At 32.8% G+C, this 16,122-nt stretch carries 15 protein-coding genes; 8 read left to right on the top strand and 7 right to left on the bottom strand.

Annotated features, from left to right (window positions below; translation table 11 throughout):
• Nucleotides 1-224 precede the first annotated feature (224 nt).
• Complete coding sequence (locus Q0807_RS12910; RefSeq protein WP_299110443.1) at nucleotides 225-2,900, top strand: UvrD-helicase domain-containing protein; 2,676 nt, start codon at nucleotides 225-227, stop codon at nucleotides 2,898-2,900.
• A gap of 166 nt (nucleotides 2,901-3,066) precedes the next feature.
• On the opposite strand, the gene Q0807_RS12905 is transcribed toward Q0807_RS12910, so the two are convergent.
• Together Q0807_RS12905 and Q0807_RS12900 are read right to left on the bottom strand one after the other, a co-directional pair.
• Nucleotides 3,067-3,867 (bottom strand): hypothetical protein, encoded by an 801-nt coding sequence (locus Q0807_RS12905; protein WP_299110442.1) that lies wholly within the window; start codon nucleotides 3,865-3,867, stop codon nucleotides 3,067-3,069.
• Between the two features lie 657 nt (nucleotides 3,868-4,524).
• Nucleotides 4,525-4,713 carry a hypothetical protein gene (locus Q0807_RS12900; RefSeq protein WP_299110441.1) on the bottom strand — a complete coding sequence of 63 codons (189 nt, stop codon included), beginning with the start codon at nucleotides 4,711-4,713 and terminating at the stop codon, nucleotides 4,525-4,527.
• Nucleotides 4,714-4,814: 101 nt separating this feature from the next.
• On the opposite strand from Q0807_RS12900, the gene Q0807_RS12895 reads away from it, so the two are divergent.
• On the top strand, nucleotides 4,815-5,222 hold the full coding sequence (locus tag Q0807_RS12895) for a DUF2452 domain-containing protein (protein ID WP_299110439.1): 408 nt from the start codon (nucleotides 4,815-4,817) through the stop codon (nucleotides 5,220-5,222).
• Nucleotides 5,223-5,618: 396 nt separating this feature from the next.
• On the top strand, nucleotides 5,619-6,380 hold the full coding sequence (locus Q0807_RS12890; protein ID WP_299110438.1) for an NYN domain-containing protein: 762 nt from the start codon (nucleotides 5,619-5,621) through the stop codon (nucleotides 6,378-6,380).
• Between the two features lie 107 nt (nucleotides 6,381-6,487).
• Here the strand turns inward: Q0807_RS12890 and Q0807_RS12885 are convergent, their stop codons facing one another.
• A complete protein-coding gene (locus Q0807_RS12885; RefSeq protein ID WP_299110437.1) occupies nucleotides 6,488-6,838 on the bottom strand; it encodes a hypothetical protein in 351 nt (116 codons plus the stop codon).
• Between the two features lie 241 nt (nucleotides 6,839-7,079).
• On the opposite strand from Q0807_RS12885, the gene Q0807_RS12880 reads away from it, so the two are divergent.
• Nucleotides 7,080-7,601: a hypothetical protein gene (locus tag Q0807_RS12880; RefSeq protein WP_299110436.1), complete on the top strand. Its 522-nt coding sequence runs from the start codon at nucleotides 7,080-7,082 to the stop codon at nucleotides 7,599-7,601.
• Between the two features lie 11 nt (nucleotides 7,602-7,612).
• Here the strand turns inward: Q0807_RS12880 and Q0807_RS12875 are convergent, their stop codons facing one another.
• The 3 genes from Q0807_RS12875 to Q0807_RS12865 are packed head-to-tail and all read right to left on the bottom strand — an operon-like array spanning nucleotide 7,613 to nucleotide 9,781.
• Complete coding sequence (locus tag Q0807_RS12875) at nucleotides 7,613-8,638, bottom strand: hypothetical protein (protein WP_299110435.1); 1,026 nt, start codon at nucleotides 8,636-8,638, stop codon at nucleotides 7,613-7,615.
• 11 nt (nucleotides 8,639-8,649) lie between these two features.
• Nucleotides 8,650-9,282 carry a hypothetical protein gene (locus tag Q0807_RS12870; protein ID WP_299110434.1) on the bottom strand — a complete coding sequence of 211 codons (633 nt, stop codon included), beginning with the start codon at nucleotides 9,280-9,282 and terminating at the stop codon, nucleotides 8,650-8,652.
• Nucleotides 9,283-9,286: 4 nt separating this feature from the next.
• Nucleotides 9,287-9,781 carry a sigma-70 family RNA polymerase sigma factor gene (locus Q0807_RS12865; protein ID WP_299110433.1) on the bottom strand — a complete coding sequence of 165 codons (495 nt, stop codon included), beginning with the start codon at nucleotides 9,779-9,781 and terminating at the stop codon, nucleotides 9,287-9,289.
• A 136-nt stretch (nucleotides 9,782-9,917) separates the two neighbouring features.
• Between Q0807_RS12865 and Q0807_RS12860 the strand changes: the two genes are divergently transcribed.
• The 3 genes from Q0807_RS12860 to Q0807_RS12850 all read left to right on the top strand — a co-directional run bounded on the left by Q0807_RS12860 (nucleotide 9,918) and on the right by Q0807_RS12850 (nucleotide 14,343).
• Nucleotides 9,918-11,189, top strand: coding sequence for an NAD(P)/FAD-dependent oxidoreductase (locus Q0807_RS12860; RefSeq protein ID WP_299110432.1), 1,272 nt, complete (start codon nucleotides 9,918-9,920; stop codon nucleotides 11,187-11,189).
• 180 nt (nucleotides 11,190-11,369) lie between these two features.
• On the top strand, nucleotides 11,370-13,520 hold the full coding sequence (locus Q0807_RS12855; RefSeq protein ID WP_299110431.1) for a TonB-dependent receptor: 2,151 nt from the start codon (nucleotides 11,370-11,372) through the stop codon (nucleotides 13,518-13,520).
• Between the two features lie 94 nt (nucleotides 13,521-13,614).
• Entirely contained in the window at nucleotides 13,615-14,343 is a 729-nt protein-coding gene (locus Q0807_RS12850; RefSeq protein WP_299110429.1) for an energy transducer TonB, read from the top strand.
• Nucleotides 14,344-14,447: 104 nt separating this feature from the next.
• Here the strand turns inward: Q0807_RS12850 and Q0807_RS12845 are convergent, their stop codons facing one another.
• Nucleotides 14,448-14,975 (bottom strand): GNAT family N-acetyltransferase, encoded by a 528-nt coding sequence (locus Q0807_RS12845; RefSeq protein ID WP_299110428.1) that lies wholly within the window; start codon nucleotides 14,973-14,975, stop codon nucleotides 14,448-14,450.
• 122 nt (nucleotides 14,976-15,097) lie between these two features.
• Here Q0807_RS12845 and Q0807_RS12840 point away from each other — a divergent pair, with 122 nt between their 5' ends.
• Entirely contained in the window at nucleotides 15,098-16,102 is a 1,005-nt protein-coding gene (locus Q0807_RS12840) for a sugar kinase (RefSeq protein WP_299110427.1), read from the top strand.
• The last annotated feature ends 20 nt before the right edge of the window (nucleotides 16,103-16,122 follow it).

Genomic DNA, 16,122 nt, shown 5'->3' with positions numbered 1-16,122 from the left:
TGGTAAAGGCGGTTGTGGTGCGATATTAAAATATATTTACATTAAAAAAGAGTTTTAATAGCTAGGGGAGTTTTCCGCCAATAAGAAATGCTTCGTATAGACCTACGGTTTGTATACTTTTACTAAATTAGTGTAAATCAGAGCGTCTAAAATAGATACATAAACACGGTATATTATGCAAATAGACCATTATTAAACCAATAACAAAAATATAAGTAATTAATATGTTATGGAACCTAATTATCTTTTCTGTTGTAACAATTAGTTCTTTAGTCGTTTTCCGAAAAGTAATAGAAAAGAAAAAATATAAGAATACAACTTACCTTGCTAATTTAGAAGTTATTAATTCTTTTTTAGATACCATTGAAACATTAGACGACTATGTAACTTGGGTACATCGCAACAACATAAAAACGGAGTATGCTGCGCTTGGCAAATACTTTAAGGGAAAATCTAACTATTATAAAAAAGAAGAAAAGGTTAAAACATTTAATGTTGTTTTTCAAAATTTTGATACCTATATAGTTAACTACAATAAAAACTACGTTAATACTCAAAAAGAAAAACTCAGTCAGTATTTTAATGATGTTGAGGGTAAAAAATTAGACGACCAACAGCGCACAGCTGTGATTACTGACGACTATTCAAACTTAATTATTGCAGGTGCAGGGTCAGGAAAAACCTTAACCATCCTCGGTAAAGTGAAATATTTAATAGAACAAAAAAATGTACAACCTGAAAATATATTACTCTTATCTTTTACCAGAAAAACGGTTGAGGAATTAAATGTTCGTCTAAAAAACTTAAGTCTTGGCGCAAGAGCTACAACGTTTCATAAACTTGGGTACAACACCATAAAAAAATACCTAACAACTATTCCTGCTATAACCAATGAAAATACATTGTATAATGTTATCAAAGACTATTTAAAGACAGATATCTTTAATAATGCAGAAGCATTAGAGGCGTATATCATCTATGTGGCCTGTTACATGAATATTCCAGAAGCACATGATAGCTATGATTCATTGGGAGAAAAATTAGATACCGAAAAAGGAATTGATTTTCAAACTTTAAAATCTAAATGCGAACCTGAACCACTAAATAAAGTGGCAATAGCATCACTAGACACTATTCAAGGTGAAAAAGTAAAAAGCGTTGAAGAGTTGACTATCGCTAACTTTTTGTACTTAAATGGCATTGAGTACGACTATGAAAAACCGTACCCATTTGGTGATGTAATGTATCAACCAGATTTTTATTTATCAGAATACGACATTTATTTAGAGCATTTTGGAGTTGACGAAAACAATAGAGCTAAACACCTTACACCTTTCAATGAGCAGAAATATGTGGAAGAAATGGAGCTAAAAAGAGATAAACACCAATTATATGGCACTAAACTTCTAGAAACCTATTCATATTACAACCGAAATCGTGTTTTACTTGAAAAACTAGAAGAGATGTTGAGAAACGAAAATGTAGTTTTTAAGCCACGTGATACACAAATTATTTATTCAAAAGTCAGTGAAAAGGACAAAAACTTTGGTAAAGAAATAACAAATCTATTAGGGACATTTATCAATCTTTGTAAATCAAGACAATTAGATAACAACGCAATAGAATCTTTGTTTTTAGATAGGCGCAGGGTATCAAACAAGTATATGCGCGAAAGACAACAAATATTCTTAAAATTTGCCCTTCCAATTCTAATCAAGTACGATGATACATTAAAAGAGAAAAGTGAAATTGATTTTAATGACATGATAAATCAAGCCACTGATCTTTTTAAAGCAAATAAGCCTAAATGCAAATATCAGTATATTATCATTGACGAATATCAAGACATATCATACTCACGTTTCAATCTTATTAAGGAAATTAGAGAATTATCTGGTGCAAGACTTATTTGTGTTGGCGATGATTGGCAATCAATATATCGTTTTGCAGGTAGCGACATTTCTTTGTTTAGCAATTTCGGAAAATATGTGGGTAAATATGAACAGTTATTTATTGAGCAGACCTATCGTAACTCACAAGAAATCGTTGATATAACTTCAAAGTATATTCTAAAGAATAAGAAACAAATAAAAAAGAAGCCTCAATCTAAAAAAGAATCTTGTAAAGACCCCATTCAGTTTGTGTATTATTCTCAAGATAATGCAGATGCTGTTTTTATAAATGAAATTCAGGCAATTATAGACAAATATGGAAACAAACCAATTTTGGTTTTAGGTCGTCATAGCTTTGATATTAATGAGTTTATAAAACTTACACCAAACAGTAAAATAAAATATTACGAACGCAGTAATAAATTAGAGATAAAAGGTTTTGAAGCTATAGATATTAAATACATAACGGTTCACAAATCAAAAGGATTAGAAGCAGATAATGTTATCGTATTAAACTTAAAAAATCACTTACTTGGTTTCCCAAATAAAATGACTGACGACCCTATGGTGTCGTTATTACTTAGTGATGATGAAGCCTTTCGTTTTGCAGAAGAACGTAGGTTGTTTTACGTAGCGCTAACAAGAACTAAAAACGAAGTGGTATTACTTATTCCAACAGATGTATCTTTATTTGCTGAGGAATTAATGACAGACAACAACGACATTTTATTTACTTCAAACAACAAAATACTAAGCAAAACAAATTGTCCATATTGTCAAACAGGGCATCTTGTAATTAGGCAGAATTCATTTAAAAACAATAAATTTTTAGGCTGTTCGCATTATCCAAGTTGCAACCAAACATTTAATAACATAGAAATTTTAGAGAATACATTATTATGTTCAAGTTGTAAAAGCGGTTTTATGACCAAAAGAAGCGGGAAGTATGGAAACTTTTTAGGGTGTACAAATTATCCGAAATGTAAAAACACAATAAAACTACAATGATAAAGCAATCGCATCAAAAGTAACTTTTTCCCAAAGAAGATTGTGAAATTTACGGTCTTGTAATATTATTGCTTTATTAAAACATAGTAAATAAAAATCCCGTACAGCAAAGCCATACGGGATATTTTTAGCTAACAGCTAACAGCTAACAGCTAACAGCTAACCATTAACCAGCAACAGCAATTTTCATGCTATGCCCTTGCGCCAGTTCATACAACTCGCCATTCACCATTTGGTAAAACACAATCGCAGTACAACCAAACAAAGCAGTCGTAGCAGGAATAGGTGCATATGCCGTTAAATCTACAGTTAAATCCGTAGCAGCACCAACCATACCACCTATAGCAACAGCATTACTATAAGTAACACTACCTACACCATTAGGCTCATCCTCAACAGGCTCATAAGATTTTAGAGCAGGCACCCACTCATAGTTACTAGTATACCCAGCAGCCAAAGCCAATTTAAAATGCGTAGCACCTTCTGGCGCAAGCACAAAGGTATCTGTACTAAAATCTGGTAAAGACCACGTCACGGTATCTCTACCTGCATTAATCGTTGGGCCAACAGATGGTGCATTAAACTGACTGTCAAAAGGTTTGCTGACATTAAAGTTAAGGCCTAAAAACGGCTCTAAATTATCAACCAAATTAATAGTACGTTGCCCTCTTAAGCCTACACCATTAGGAATAATGCTGCGCATCTTTCCTGTAAGTCTAGAGCTTAAATAACTGTCACCAACCAAGCGCGCTATGGAAGCAAAACTTTCTCTAAAAGCTTTACTACAACGCGCAGCAGCACCAAATTCTTGCATGTTTTCTCGGGTACGTTTGTACGCAGGATCATTTAAAATACGGTTACGACTGACACGGCTTTTTGTTTTTACAAAATTCTCACCGTTTTTTCTAAAGAAGGTCAACCCATCTAGAGTGCCTTCTAATCTAATAAATGAATTATTCTTTGCCATAATAAATAAGATTTAAGACGTGCTTAGCAATTGGCATTATATAGCTAATGCACATCTGGTTAAGAGATGCCCAAACTCGTTCTGGGCAAATAGGTATTTGGGGATAAGCTATTCGTTCTTATAATTCCGGTTATTATAAACAGCGAAAAATTAAATTCGCTAAATAGCTGTGGGTCAAACATATAAAAAATAAATTAATATGTAAGTTGTTTAAAATGAGTGATTTATAATAAAACCATAATTTTTATAATAATCTTCTAAAAACCATAAAGAAATAAACGGTGTTTTTGAAGAATTATAAGCCACACCCGAGAGGCGATTGAAGATATCATAAAAATGACTACTTAGTGAAATTTATTTTGTAATATACTGAACTATAAGGTTTTACAAGGGTCTGTAAAAAGGGTTTTTAACAACTGAATTCCGTTAGAATCGATATAGAGCTCCTTCGGGTATGTGTCGGGTATGCGTCGGGTGTGCGTCGGGTATGCTTCGGGTAGGGTAAATTAGATAAGTGAATGAAATAAAGTCAATTTAAAAGTGAATTCCAACGAAGTCAACTAATCCTCGCGACCTATCTTATTATAAGCACGGATTACCAAAACAGCCCATAAAATCACACAGGCAGATACAAAAACCGAAAATGTGATGATGATATCATTGACTTCCATTCAAAATCTGTTTTATAAAGATGACAAGACCGAGTAGTGTTGGTGCCCAAAGCCCAATAAAAATAGCATGTAGTTGGTCACCTCTTAAAAATAGATATTCAGAAACACCTATAATTAAAGCGCAAATCACTAACATAAAGAGGTTTAAAGGCCCTAGTTTTTTTATGAAATTCATTATAGTTTCAAAATTTATTCCTCTAAGTTACTAAAAAAATACGTTCGATTCATTTTTAAGAAACAGCAATGCGCTTTATCTTTGTTAAAAGCCTACTCTCTATGTCTAAAGCTAAAAAGCCCGATCAAATTGTATTTAACGAAGAAACGCAACGTTACGATGCGTCGTTAAAACCTTATGCTACTAATGTTGGTGCACCTGCCATACAAGTCACAGATAATTCGACCTGGAAAACCAGAAATATCAATAAAGCTAACAAGCAAATCAAAGCCAAATATTTAGAGCTTAAAGCCGAATATGATAAGATGATGCAAGAGCTAGAGTATAATACCTTGGTTTACAATTCGCGTTATACGTTCGAACCTTTAATTGGTGAGACGTATCATTTGTATCGCGATAAAAAGAGTGAACCGTTTTTATCTATCATAGATCCTGCAAGTTGCAATTTTGATTATATCGGTAGCTTTATGCTAAATAGTGAGCTTATTTGGAAAAAGGTAGACGACTAAATTGCACTTATAAAACTTAGAGACTTCGGTATTTATAAAGAGAAGGGTATGCTATAAAAAGCACCATAGCGGCTTAATGAGTAGTTTAAAAATGTAAATAGCTGAAAACAAAAGTAATAAATGCGCAGTCTTATTCTCCTTTTTACTACATTTAGAACGTAATTATACGGAGAAATTTTAAAACTGAAGCGCTATGGCAAAATCAAAAGATGCAAAGAAAAACGTAAAAAAAGAAGCAGCATTATCACCAAAAGAAAAAAAGGCTGCAAAATTGGCTAAAAAAGCAACACGCACATAATTGTTTAAATAACACCTCATAAAACCACTCTAATAAGCGTGGTTTTTTGCTATAAAGCCATTACCTTTAACAGTGTAAAAACAAGACATTAAAAACTTATGGATATTAAACTAGCAGTACTTATAGATGGTGATAATATACCATCAGCTTATGTAAAAGAAATGATGGAGGAGATTGCTAAATACGGCAACCCAACCATTAAGCGTATTTATGGCGATTGGACCAAACCCAATTTAAATAAATGGAAAAGTTTGTTATTAGAAAATGCTATAACACCAATACAACAGTATGGCTATACTACAGGTAAAAACGCCACAGATTCTGCCATGATTATTGATGCTATGGATATTTTATATTCAGAGAAGGTTGACGGCTTTTGTTTAGTGTCTAGCGATAGTGACTTTACAAGGTTAGCCACCCGATTGCGAGAAGCAGGTATGGCAGTCTATGGTATTGGAGAAAAGAAAACACCAAACCCCTTTATTGTGGCTTGCGATAAGTTTATATACATTGAGATTTTAAAACACCAAGCCTCTGAAAACGAATCGGAATCTGAAACTACGGCTACCAGTACTAAAAACGATTACGATAAAATAACACAAAAAGAAATCCGCTTTATAGCAGCAACCATAGATGATGTTGCTGATGATGATGGTTGGGCTTTTTTAGGTGATGTTGGGAGTTTACTGCAAAAGAAACAACCTAATTTTGATTCGCGTAATTATGGTTTTCAGAAATTGACCCCTTTAATTAAGTCGATCTCTAACTTTGAGATTGAAAGACGTGAGGATTCTAGAGGCCATAAGAAACTTATTTATGTAAAGATTAAAGAAGGGAAACCTAAGAGTAAAAAACGATAGGTTTTCTATACCTATTATCGGTTTCGTTTTTATAGCGATACCTATTTTAAACAAAAAAAGGATGCTGTGTATATAGCATCCTTTTTTTTGTTGCGGACATCGCGTTATTATTTAATGATTTTAATTTCTTCAGCTTCAAGTGCTTTTGTGTAATTCGCTTTTACATGAGATAAATAACCAAAGAATTTTGTACCATCTTTTTTCGCCAATACCACAAAATGGTCACCATTATCTTTAGTCATAACTTCTTTTATTACCACCAGGTTTTTAGAAACACTTTTATAACCTGTTACCGTTCCTCGTTTTATTAGAATGTTGGGTTTTGGGAATTTAATATGATGATAAGTTTGGGCAATAGGCTCATTTATAACAAGCTCATCGCCAACCTTTGGTTGATTGTTAGCGTTAGATAAAAAGCAGATTCCCGAAAATAACAGCGTAAATAATAGTTTTTTCATAATTATGTTGTTTTATATTGAGATTGTATCAAAAATAAATAGATTTTAAAGATTGAAAAACACTTTAAATAATTCTTAACAATTGTAAGGTGATTCTATTATTAAGTTTTAATTTTTCTTTATTTTAGTTCTATTAAAATACGGCTTCTCGATACTGTTTTTTCTCATTTTAATTGAAAAAATCACTCGAAGTGACGTAGGGTATAAACACGTATAACAGATTTAAAGACTATAAAAACAGATGAAATTATTAGGTATAGGATCAAGAATTAATCACGCCGAATTTGGAAAAGGTGTTGTCACTAATGTCACCTCAAAACACTATTGGGTCACCTTTATAGAAAACGGCTTAGAAACCATTGCTATAGACTCAGAATTTGAAGTGATTGAAGCGGCAGAAGACGAGGTAGACAGTATTAGTTTTTTTGAGGTAGAACAAAGTTTAAAGTCCATATTAAAAAAATGGTCTGATGTTTCTGAAGTCATTACCATTGCAGACAAATGGAAAGGCGGAAAATTGATTATGGAACCAGGTGATACTAATCTACAAGGTAAGGAATTGCCTATTGATACCTTTTTTCATAAAATAACAATGGTTAGAGATCGCTTGCGTGTTATGGAACAAAAAATTAATTCTAGCAATTTAGAAGCACAAGAGAAGATAGATTTGCAACAGTATATAACCAGAAGCTACGGCAGTTTAACGAGCTTTAATGTATTGTTTAAGTTGAAGAGTCAGCAGTTTATAGGACAGCGAAAGTAAATAGACGTGTTCTAGTCCTTTTTTTGAATTAAGGTATTTATTGTTTTGATGAATTCATGTTTTTGATCGACATGGAAGGCTATGGTTTTATATGTTTTTTTAAATCCATAAAGTCCTAGTAATGTCTGTTCTTCTTTTAGTTTTATAACGATGTTATGACTGTCTAAATTTCCTAAAAAAGAGAGTTTACGAGTTTCGTTATTTAACTCAATATCTGAAGTCGATAACACTATAGATTCAATTTGTTTAGTATCTATGATAGATTCATTCATAATGCCAAACCTTAGGTATAGTAGGTCTCCTTCAATAATTATGGGTCTTTTTAATATTGATTTAGAAAAGCCAATAATTTGGATTGCTGTATAGATACTTAAACCTGTAATTATCCAAGCTATAACACTATTCCATTTTGCTAAAAGAAAATGAATGGCAATTGTTTCTACAACAATTAATAACATGATGCCAATTAACAAACCTATGGTACCACTTTCTTTATGATATGAAAACTCGTTGGTGTTTAGCTGTCGTTTTTTCCAACTCATAAAACCATAATAGAAAACAGCGATTTCGGTTACAAAAGGAACAACGGCTGCTTTGGGTAAAATATCGTAGCACGTTACTTTTAAAATGCTAAAAAAGTCTGAAGAGGATTGGGTTTTATTTACTTTATATAAACGGAAGGCTTTAATAACATTATATGTAATATAGGTGAGAACCGATATTTCAATAAGCGGAAGTAGCCATATTTTAAATAGGTTTAAATATAATTGGTTTTCCGATGGAATAATAAATGAACCCACCACTAATCCTAGAATAATAAAAGGGACTATGGTTGTTTTTGGAATTGTGGTTTTTCTAATGAGTAAAAAATAAATAAAAGGACCTGTTATTAGCAAGTCGAAAGTTATGGCTAATGCCAATTTGTTAGGAGCAACAGTAAAAATTGACGAGCTAGAAACGATGACCATTGCAATAATAATGAGCAATGGAACACTAACAATTAAAAGATGTTTTTGGATTCTAGTGGTTTTTATCATAGCAAGGTGTATTACACTTCTAGCTTCTTTAATTCGTTATAATTACGAGTAAGTCGTTTAATTAAGATACCATAGATGAGTTTGTAGAATAACCAGATTAATAATAAAAATACAGCTGTAATTCCTATAGATATTAAAGACATTACTATAAGCTGAGACGAAGTTGCATTAGTTAATTTTTCTGAGATTTCAGGATGTTCGTTTATTGTAAAATAAAGACTCACCGGAATACTAATTAATGCTATAAATAAATTATAAAGTACATAGTATTTAATTATTTTACGTGTTTTAAGAATACTTTTCATAAGTTTTCTCGCATTATCAGTCACTGAAATGGCATTGTGAGCTTTCCAAAGAAGATATACAAAGGCGACAATAACGGCATAACTCAGTATATTTAGCCCTATATATATCCAGCTATGACTAATCTCTTCCAGTTGGGCCTTCATTCGGTCTGAAAGTACAAACGGCAGAAAATTTATCAATACCCAAAACACCAACTCAGCCATGCTGATGTAAAATAGTGTTTTAACTATGGTTGATGATTTTTTATGGCTCATCTTATATATGTCGCTATCCGAAAATGATTCAAATTGATTTTCGTTTTGCTTCCAGTCTTTCTTTAATAATTCTAATTCATCCATAATTTTACGGATTTAGTATGGTTCTTAATTTCTTTTTAACACGATTCATTTTTACTCGTGCATTGACTTCAGTAATACCTAAGGTTTCACTGATTTCTCTATAGTCTTTATCCTCTAAGTACAATAGAACCAAAGCTTTTTCAATATCATTTAATTGATGTACCGCTTGGTATAAGAGTTTTAATTGCTGCTCTTCAGTATCATCATATTCTTCTGCTTTTATCCTAAATTGTACTGTGTCAAAAGCCTGAGTATTTATACTCCTTTTCGATTTTCTGTATAAGGTAATTGCCGTATTTAATCCCACTCTATACATCCAAGTACTAAATTTAGCATCACCTCTAAATTTAGGGTAGGCACGCCATAGCTGTATAGTGATTTCTTGAAACAAATCGTTATGAGCATCAGCATTGTTAGTGTATAAACGACACACCTTATGTACAATGTTTTGATGTTTTTGCAATTGTTCTACAAAACTCTTTTCTAGTTCTTTATTCAATTGATGAAATTGGTTGGTTACTTAATTAGTAGTAAGTGTTTCTGTTTTGTTACAAATTTATTTAACTAAAGTTAAAAACAGATAATTTTGACGCGTTAATTCGTAAATTTACGGCTACAAATCCGACTGTTATTTTATGAATATTCCAGATACCAATTTACCAAGAGTCGTTATCATAGGAGGTGGCTTCGCTGGTGTAAATTTAGTTAAAGCATTAGCCAATAAAAATGTTCAGGTTGTACTTATTGATAAGCATAATTACCATACGTTTCAGCCTTTATTATATCAAGTTTCTAGTTCTGGTTTAGAACCAGATTCTATAGCATATCCACTTCGTAAAATAATAAAAAAACACAAAAGCACATTCTTTCGTTTAGCTGAGGTTGAACAAATTATTCCAGAATCTAACGAGCTTATCACCACTATAGGTAACTTGTCCTTTGATTATTTGGTTATTGCTACAGGTACTAAAACCAATTATTTTGGAAACAAAGCTATTGAGACTAATAGTATGCCAATGAAATCTGTGCCACAAGCATTAGATATTAGAAGTCTTATTTTAGAGAATTTTGAAAATGCTGCTATTGCAGATACAGAAGAAGAACGTGAAGCTTATCTTAATTTTGTGATTGTTGGAGCCGGACCAACAGGCGTGGAGCTTGCAGGTGCCATTGCAGAACTTAAGAATAATATATTACCGAGAGATTATCACGACTTAAATCCTGATGATATGCACATTCATTTATTAGAAGGTGCCAATCGGGTTTTACCACCAATGAGTGAGCATGCTTCTGAAAAGGCATTAACTTTTTTAAATCGATTGGGCGTTAAGGTTAGTTGTAATACCATTGTGAAACATTACGACGGTAAAACGGTAACGACCAATTCTGGTGACACCATGGAATCTGAAACCCTAATTTGGGCAGCAGGTGTTACAGGTGCTCCCATTCAAGGTTTAAAACCTGAAGCCATAATGGAAAGAGCGAACCGTTATAACGTTAACCACTTTAATCAAGTTGAAGATTATCCAAATATTTTTGCCGTAGGCGATATTGCTTTAATGGCTACGGAAGCGTATCCTAAAGGTCATCCTCAAGTTGCACAGCCAGCTATTCAGCAAGGACATTTATTAGGAAAGAATCTATTACGTTTAATAGATAAGAAGCCTTTAAAACCATTTGTTTATAAGGATAAAGGTTCAATGGCAACTATAGGACGAAATAAAGCCGTTGTAGATTTAAAACATTACAAATTTGGTGGCTTTTTTGCTTGGTTTGTCTGGATGTTTGTGCACCTAATGTCTTTAGTAGGTTTTAGAAATCGTGTGATTGTGCTTTTCAACTGGACCTATAATTATATCAATTTTGATAAAGCGGCACGGTTAATTATTCGCCCTTTTAAGAAGTAGTTTTTTTTAGATGTTGGCTTTTAACTGTTCGCTTTGAGCTCTTGTTTTTCTTTTTTATTATTCAGAATATTCAATTCGTCATTGAAAAATTACAGTTGGGTAACTTAGAATTCTTTTCGCATGTAAAATTGTAGAAGTTTGTCCTATCAATTAAAGAACGAACTTTTAATCAATCAAAACATGAACAAGCTCATCACTATTCTCATTTTATTTATCTTCGCTATCAGCAATGCACAAACCACCATTTCTGGTAAAGTTATAGACCACAGAAGCGAACCCATAAATGGCGCTAATGTGTATTTAGAGGGCACTTATGATGGTGCAACTACAGATGAAGAAGGTAACTTCACCTTTACAACAGAAGAAAAGGAAACCCAAACGTTAGTCATCTCATTCTTATCTTTTGAATCGAAATCCATAGTTAAGAATGTTTCAGAAATGCACCAACTCATCATTAAATTAAGAGAAGATGTAGAATCTTTAGATGCTGTTATTTTAAACGCAGGTACGTTTGAAGCGAATGATAACAGTAAAGTATCTGCATTAAAACCTTTAGATGTGGTAACCACGGCAAGTGCGTTAGGTGATTTTGTTGGAGCATTACAAACCTTACCAGGTACGTCTAATGTGGCTGAAGATGGACGTTTATTTGTAAGAGGTGGTAATGCCGATGAAACGCAAATATTTATTGATGGTATCCGCGTATTTACGCCTTACACACCGTCACCAAACAATTCTCCAACTAGAGGTCGTTATTCGCCATTTTTGTTTGATGGTATTACGTTCTCTACAGGAGGATATTCGTCTGAGTTTGGACAAGCCTTATCTAGTGTGTTGCTTTTAAATACTATAGATGAGCCAACGCAAGAAAAAACAGATATTGGTATTATGAGTGTTGGTGCTACGTTAGGGAATACTCAGAAATGGGAAAAATCTTCTCTAAGTTTTAATGTGTCTTATATTAATTTAGGACCCTATTTAGAAGTGTTTAAAGATAGAAATGAATGGAAAACGCCCTACAGTAGTGCGCAAGGCGAAACCGTATTTAGACAAAAATTAGATAATGGCATGTTAAAATTCTATGCTGCTTTTGACACCTCTAAATTTGAACTCAACCAAGACGATATTAATTATGATGATGGTATAGATTTTAAGTTGAATAATAGCAACTTCTATCTCAACACCTCTTACAAAGGCGTTTTAGGTGCTAACTGGACGATGACCACAGGCGTAAGTTATACCTATGCCAAGAATAAATTAGGAATTGAAACCAGTAACATTGATGGTACGGAGAATTCAGCACATGTAAAGTTGAAATTGAAAAAACGATTTAATAGCAGATTCAAACTTAGTTTTGGTACTGAGCAATTTATCACTGATTATAAGGAGAATTTTAAAGATGATTCATTAGATGAAACCTATGGTTACGACAATAATATAACTGCAGGTTTTGCAGAAGCAGATTTTATTTTCTCTAAAGATTTAGCATTAAAAGTAGGTGTACGTGCAGACTATAGCTCGGTATTTAAATCTACAGAAGTTGCACCTAGAGCAGCATTAGCTTATAAAAGCTCTAAAAACGGACAGTTTTCATTAGCATACGGTAACTTCTTTCAAAACCCAAATAGTAATGTTTTAAAGTTTGAACAAAATTTAAAGGCCTTAAAAACGTCACATTATATTCTGAATTATCAATACGTTAATAACGGAAAAATCTTCAGGGCAGAAGCCTATCGAAAAGATTATGATAACTTAATTAAGTATGATACCGACTTTGCACAGTTTGATAGTGCTTATAATACCTCTGGCGATGGCTATGCACAAGGTTTAGATTTCTTCTGGAGAGATAACACAAGTATTAAAAATGTAGATTATTGGGTGAGCTATTCTTATTTAGATACGGAACGTAACTATCAAAATTTTGAAACAGCTGCACAACCTAATTATGCCACCAATCATAACTTATCTGTTGTTGGTAAATATTGGATTGATAGCTGGAAAAGTCAGGTTGGTTTATCTTATGGTTTTTCATCAGGTCGTCCATACACAAATCCAAATACCAACCAACTGTTAGACGAACGCACAAAACCTTATCATAGTTTAAGTTTAAATTGGGCTTATTTACTAGATCAACAGAAAATTCTGTATTTCTCAGTTAATAATGTTTTAGGATTTAGAAACATTAATGGCTATCAATATGCTAATACGCCAGATGTTAATGGTCAATTTAATAGAAGAGCAATAACACCTGCAGCAGATCAGTTCTTTTTTGTTGGATTCTTTTGGACAATTAGTGAAGATAAAAACGACAATCAATTAGATAACTTATAATTTATTAGAATGTCTATTTCAAATTCTAAACATGACGAATATCATTAATTATTATGATTAACGTAAGTAACTTTATACCATAAAATTAAACGTCATGGAACTCAAAAAAAACCCAAAAGCCAATGTAGGTCGAAACAGCAGTTTATACTTTGCTGTTGGCTTAAACGTAATGTTACTCCTTACATATATAGGACTAGAACATAAGACTTACAATACAGATACTATTAAGGCAGATGTCTTAATGTTAGATGATCAATTTGACGAGGATATTCCAATTACAACCATAAATATTCCACCACCACCGCCTCCTGCACAAAAGCCAATTATTACAGAAATGATTACCATTGTAGAAGATGTTGATGATGTTGAAGAAACTGTGGTAAAAAGTACTGAAATAGGACAAGATGATATTATTGACGATAGAGAAGTAGGTGTAGAAGATGTTGAAGTTGTTGAGGTCGAAGAAGATATTGAAGTACCATTCTCTGTTATTGAGAAAGTACCAACATTCCCAGGCTGTAAAGGATCAAATGCGGAGTTAAGAACTTGTTTTGAAAAGAAAATGCAAGCTCACTTATTGAAAAACTTTAAATATCCTGAAGCAGCAGCAGAGCTTAATATTCATGGTAAAGTATTTGTCTTCTTTGTCATAGACAGAACAGGGAAAATCACTAAAATAAAAAGTAGAGGACCAAACCATTTATTAGAAGCTGAAGCAGAACGTATAATGGGTCTGTTACCAAAAATGGAACCAGGAAGACAGAGAGACAGAAATGTGAGTGTACCTTATAGTATTCCTATTAACTTTAAATTACAAATATAAATAAACTGATTAATTAAGCTGACACAGTCAAAATCATTGAAGCTAAAACATTCATTGTATTTTGACTGTGTTTTTTTATGCTCATTCTCTGCAGTATTTCTATTTTACAAATCCGGATTTTGTAAAAGGTACCAGTTACATAACGTATCTTCATAGGTAAATGTACCAGAATGTTGTAAACCTATCTTTTTTAGAATTGTGTTAGATGCTATATGATTAATGTCAGCTGCGGCACCAATTTCTTTTAGTTTTAAATCTTTAAATCCATATTCTAAAGAAGCAAAAGCAGCTTCTGTAGCAAAACCCTTTCCCCAAAACTGTTCTTTAAGTCGGTAACCTAAATCGTAATAATTGAATTCTTTTCTTAAAGTTTCTTCGTATTTAAGTCCTGCCCAACCTATAAATTTATTTGTTGATTTTTCAATTATGGCCAATCTTCCTAAACCATTGGTTTTATATTGTTCTAAAATATTAGCAATCATAGCTTCAGACTCTTCAATTGTTTTTACAGGTTTGTTACCTAAAAACAAATGCACTTTAGGGTTAGAATCTAACTCAAAAAAATCTTGAGCATCGTCTTCTGTGATACGCCTAAGGAAGAGGCGTTTTGTTTCTATTATATTGAAATTCATACCCAGTTTTTTAAGATGTTATTAATTGTTTAGACTTTGTTTGCTATAAACTTATTCAATTAAATTTAAGTCCGTATCTTTTATCTTTAAAAAGTAAATTTTAGATATCTAAATAGGCTAACATGAAACAAATTATAACATTCGGAGAGGTTTTAATGCGTATTTCACCACGAGGAAATAAAAAATTTATGCAATCTAATATTGTAGAATTTTATTTTGGTGGCACCGAATTAAATGTTGGTATTTCTATTGCCAATTTTGGAGGTAATGTAAAACATATTAGTGCTGTTTCGGAAGATTTTATTGGAGACACAGCGATTTCATATATTAGAAAGTTTGGCGTGAGTACATCTTCCGTTGTGCGCTCTAAACGACCCTTAGGTGTTTATTTTTTAGAGGTTGGTGCTGTTATGCGTCCTAGTCAGATTTCTTACAACAGATCACACTCGTCATTTTCAGAGATTGTACCTTCAATGGTTGATTGGGAAAAAGCTCTAAAAAAAGGTAATTGGATGCACTGGACAGGTATTACGCCTGCTTTAACACAAGGTGCTTACGATACCTTAAAAGAAGGTTTAAAATTAGCGAATGAAAAAGGGATTACGGTTTCTGCTGATCCAACCTATAGAAGTGGTTTATGGAAATACGGACAAGACCCAAAAGAAGCGCTAACAGAATTATTAGATTATTCTAATGTATTTATTGGTGGCATCAATGAAATCAATGAGGTGTTAGGTACGGATTATAGTTATTCTAATGAAGACTTCCAGAAAGCAAGTCAGCAATTGATGGAAACGTTTCCTTCTATTAACAAAGTCTTTGATAAAATCAGAACGGCTTTAAATGCGTCTTGGCATAAGATTAGAGCCCGAATGTGGAATGGTAAAGAGTTTAGAGAAACCGAAGATTTAGATATTACCCACATTGTAGACCGTATTGGTACAGGAGATGCTTTTGCAGCTGGTTTAATTTACGGATTGCAACATTACGATGATTATAAAGCCATGTTATTTGCGTGCGCAGCTTGTGCCTTAAAACACACTTATGAAGGTGATGTAAATTACAGCAACGTTGATGATGTTGTAAAAATTATAGAAGGTAATATTTCTGGTCGTTTTGTGCGTTAAGATTAATCTTCATTAACTTA

It is taken from the genome of uncultured Winogradskyella sp., assembly GCF_947495255.1.
GTDB lineage: Bacteria > Bacteroidota > Bacteroidia > Flavobacteriales > Flavobacteriaceae > Winogradskyella.
Note: the sequence above shows the minus strand (reverse complement) of the source record. Positions and strands in the feature narration are given on the sequence as shown.

What these genes read in the sequence shown, in the direction of transcription:
- Q0807_RS12910 (WP_299110443.1), top strand. Translation starts at nt 225, where the DNA reads ATGTTATGGAACCTAATTATCTTTTCTGTTGTAACAATTAGTTCTTTA.
- Q0807_RS12905 (WP_299110442.1), bottom strand. Translation starts at nt 3,867, where the DNA reads ATGGCAAAGAATAATTCATTTATTAGATTAGAAGGCACTCTAGATGGG.
- Q0807_RS12900 (WP_299110441.1), bottom strand. Translation starts at nt 4,713, where the DNA reads ATGAATTTCATAAAAAAACTAGGGCCTTTAAACCTCTTTATGTTAGTG.
- Q0807_RS12895 (WP_299110439.1), top strand. Translation starts at nt 4,815, where the DNA reads ATGTCTAAAGCTAAAAAGCCCGATCAAATTGTATTTAACGAAGAAACG.
- Q0807_RS12890 (WP_299110438.1), top strand. Translation starts at nt 5,619, where the DNA reads ATGGATATTAAACTAGCAGTACTTATAGATGGTGATAATATACCATCA.
- Q0807_RS12885 (WP_299110437.1), bottom strand. Translation starts at nt 6,838, where the DNA reads ATGAAAAAACTATTATTTACGCTGTTATTTTCGGGAATCTGCTTTTTA.
- Q0807_RS12880 (WP_299110436.1), top strand. Translation starts at nt 7,080, where the DNA reads ATGAAATTATTAGGTATAGGATCAAGAATTAATCACGCCGAATTTGGA.
- Q0807_RS12875 (WP_299110435.1), bottom strand. Translation starts at nt 8,638, where the DNA reads ATGATAAAAACCACTAGAATCCAAAAACATCTTTTAATTGTTAGTGTT.
- Q0807_RS12870 (WP_299110434.1), bottom strand. Translation starts at nt 9,282, where the DNA reads ATGGATGAATTAGAATTATTAAAGAAAGACTGGAAGCAAAACGAAAAT.
- Q0807_RS12860 (WP_299110432.1), top strand. Translation starts at nt 9,918, where the DNA reads ATGAATATTCCAGATACCAATTTACCAAGAGTCGTTATCATAGGAGGT.
- Q0807_RS12855 (WP_299110431.1), top strand. Translation starts at nt 11,370, where the DNA reads ATGAACAAGCTCATCACTATTCTCATTTTATTTATCTTCGCTATCAGC.
- Q0807_RS12850 (WP_299110429.1), top strand. Translation starts at nt 13,615, where the DNA reads ATGGAACTCAAAAAAAACCCAAAAGCCAATGTAGGTCGAAACAGCAGT.
- Q0807_RS12845 (WP_299110428.1), bottom strand. Translation starts at nt 14,975, where the DNA reads ATGAATTTCAATATAATAGAAACAAAACGCCTCTTCCTTAGGCGTATC.
- Q0807_RS12840 (WP_299110427.1), top strand. Translation starts at nt 15,098, where the DNA reads ATGAAACAAATTATAACATTCGGAGAGGTTTTAATGCGTATTTCACCA.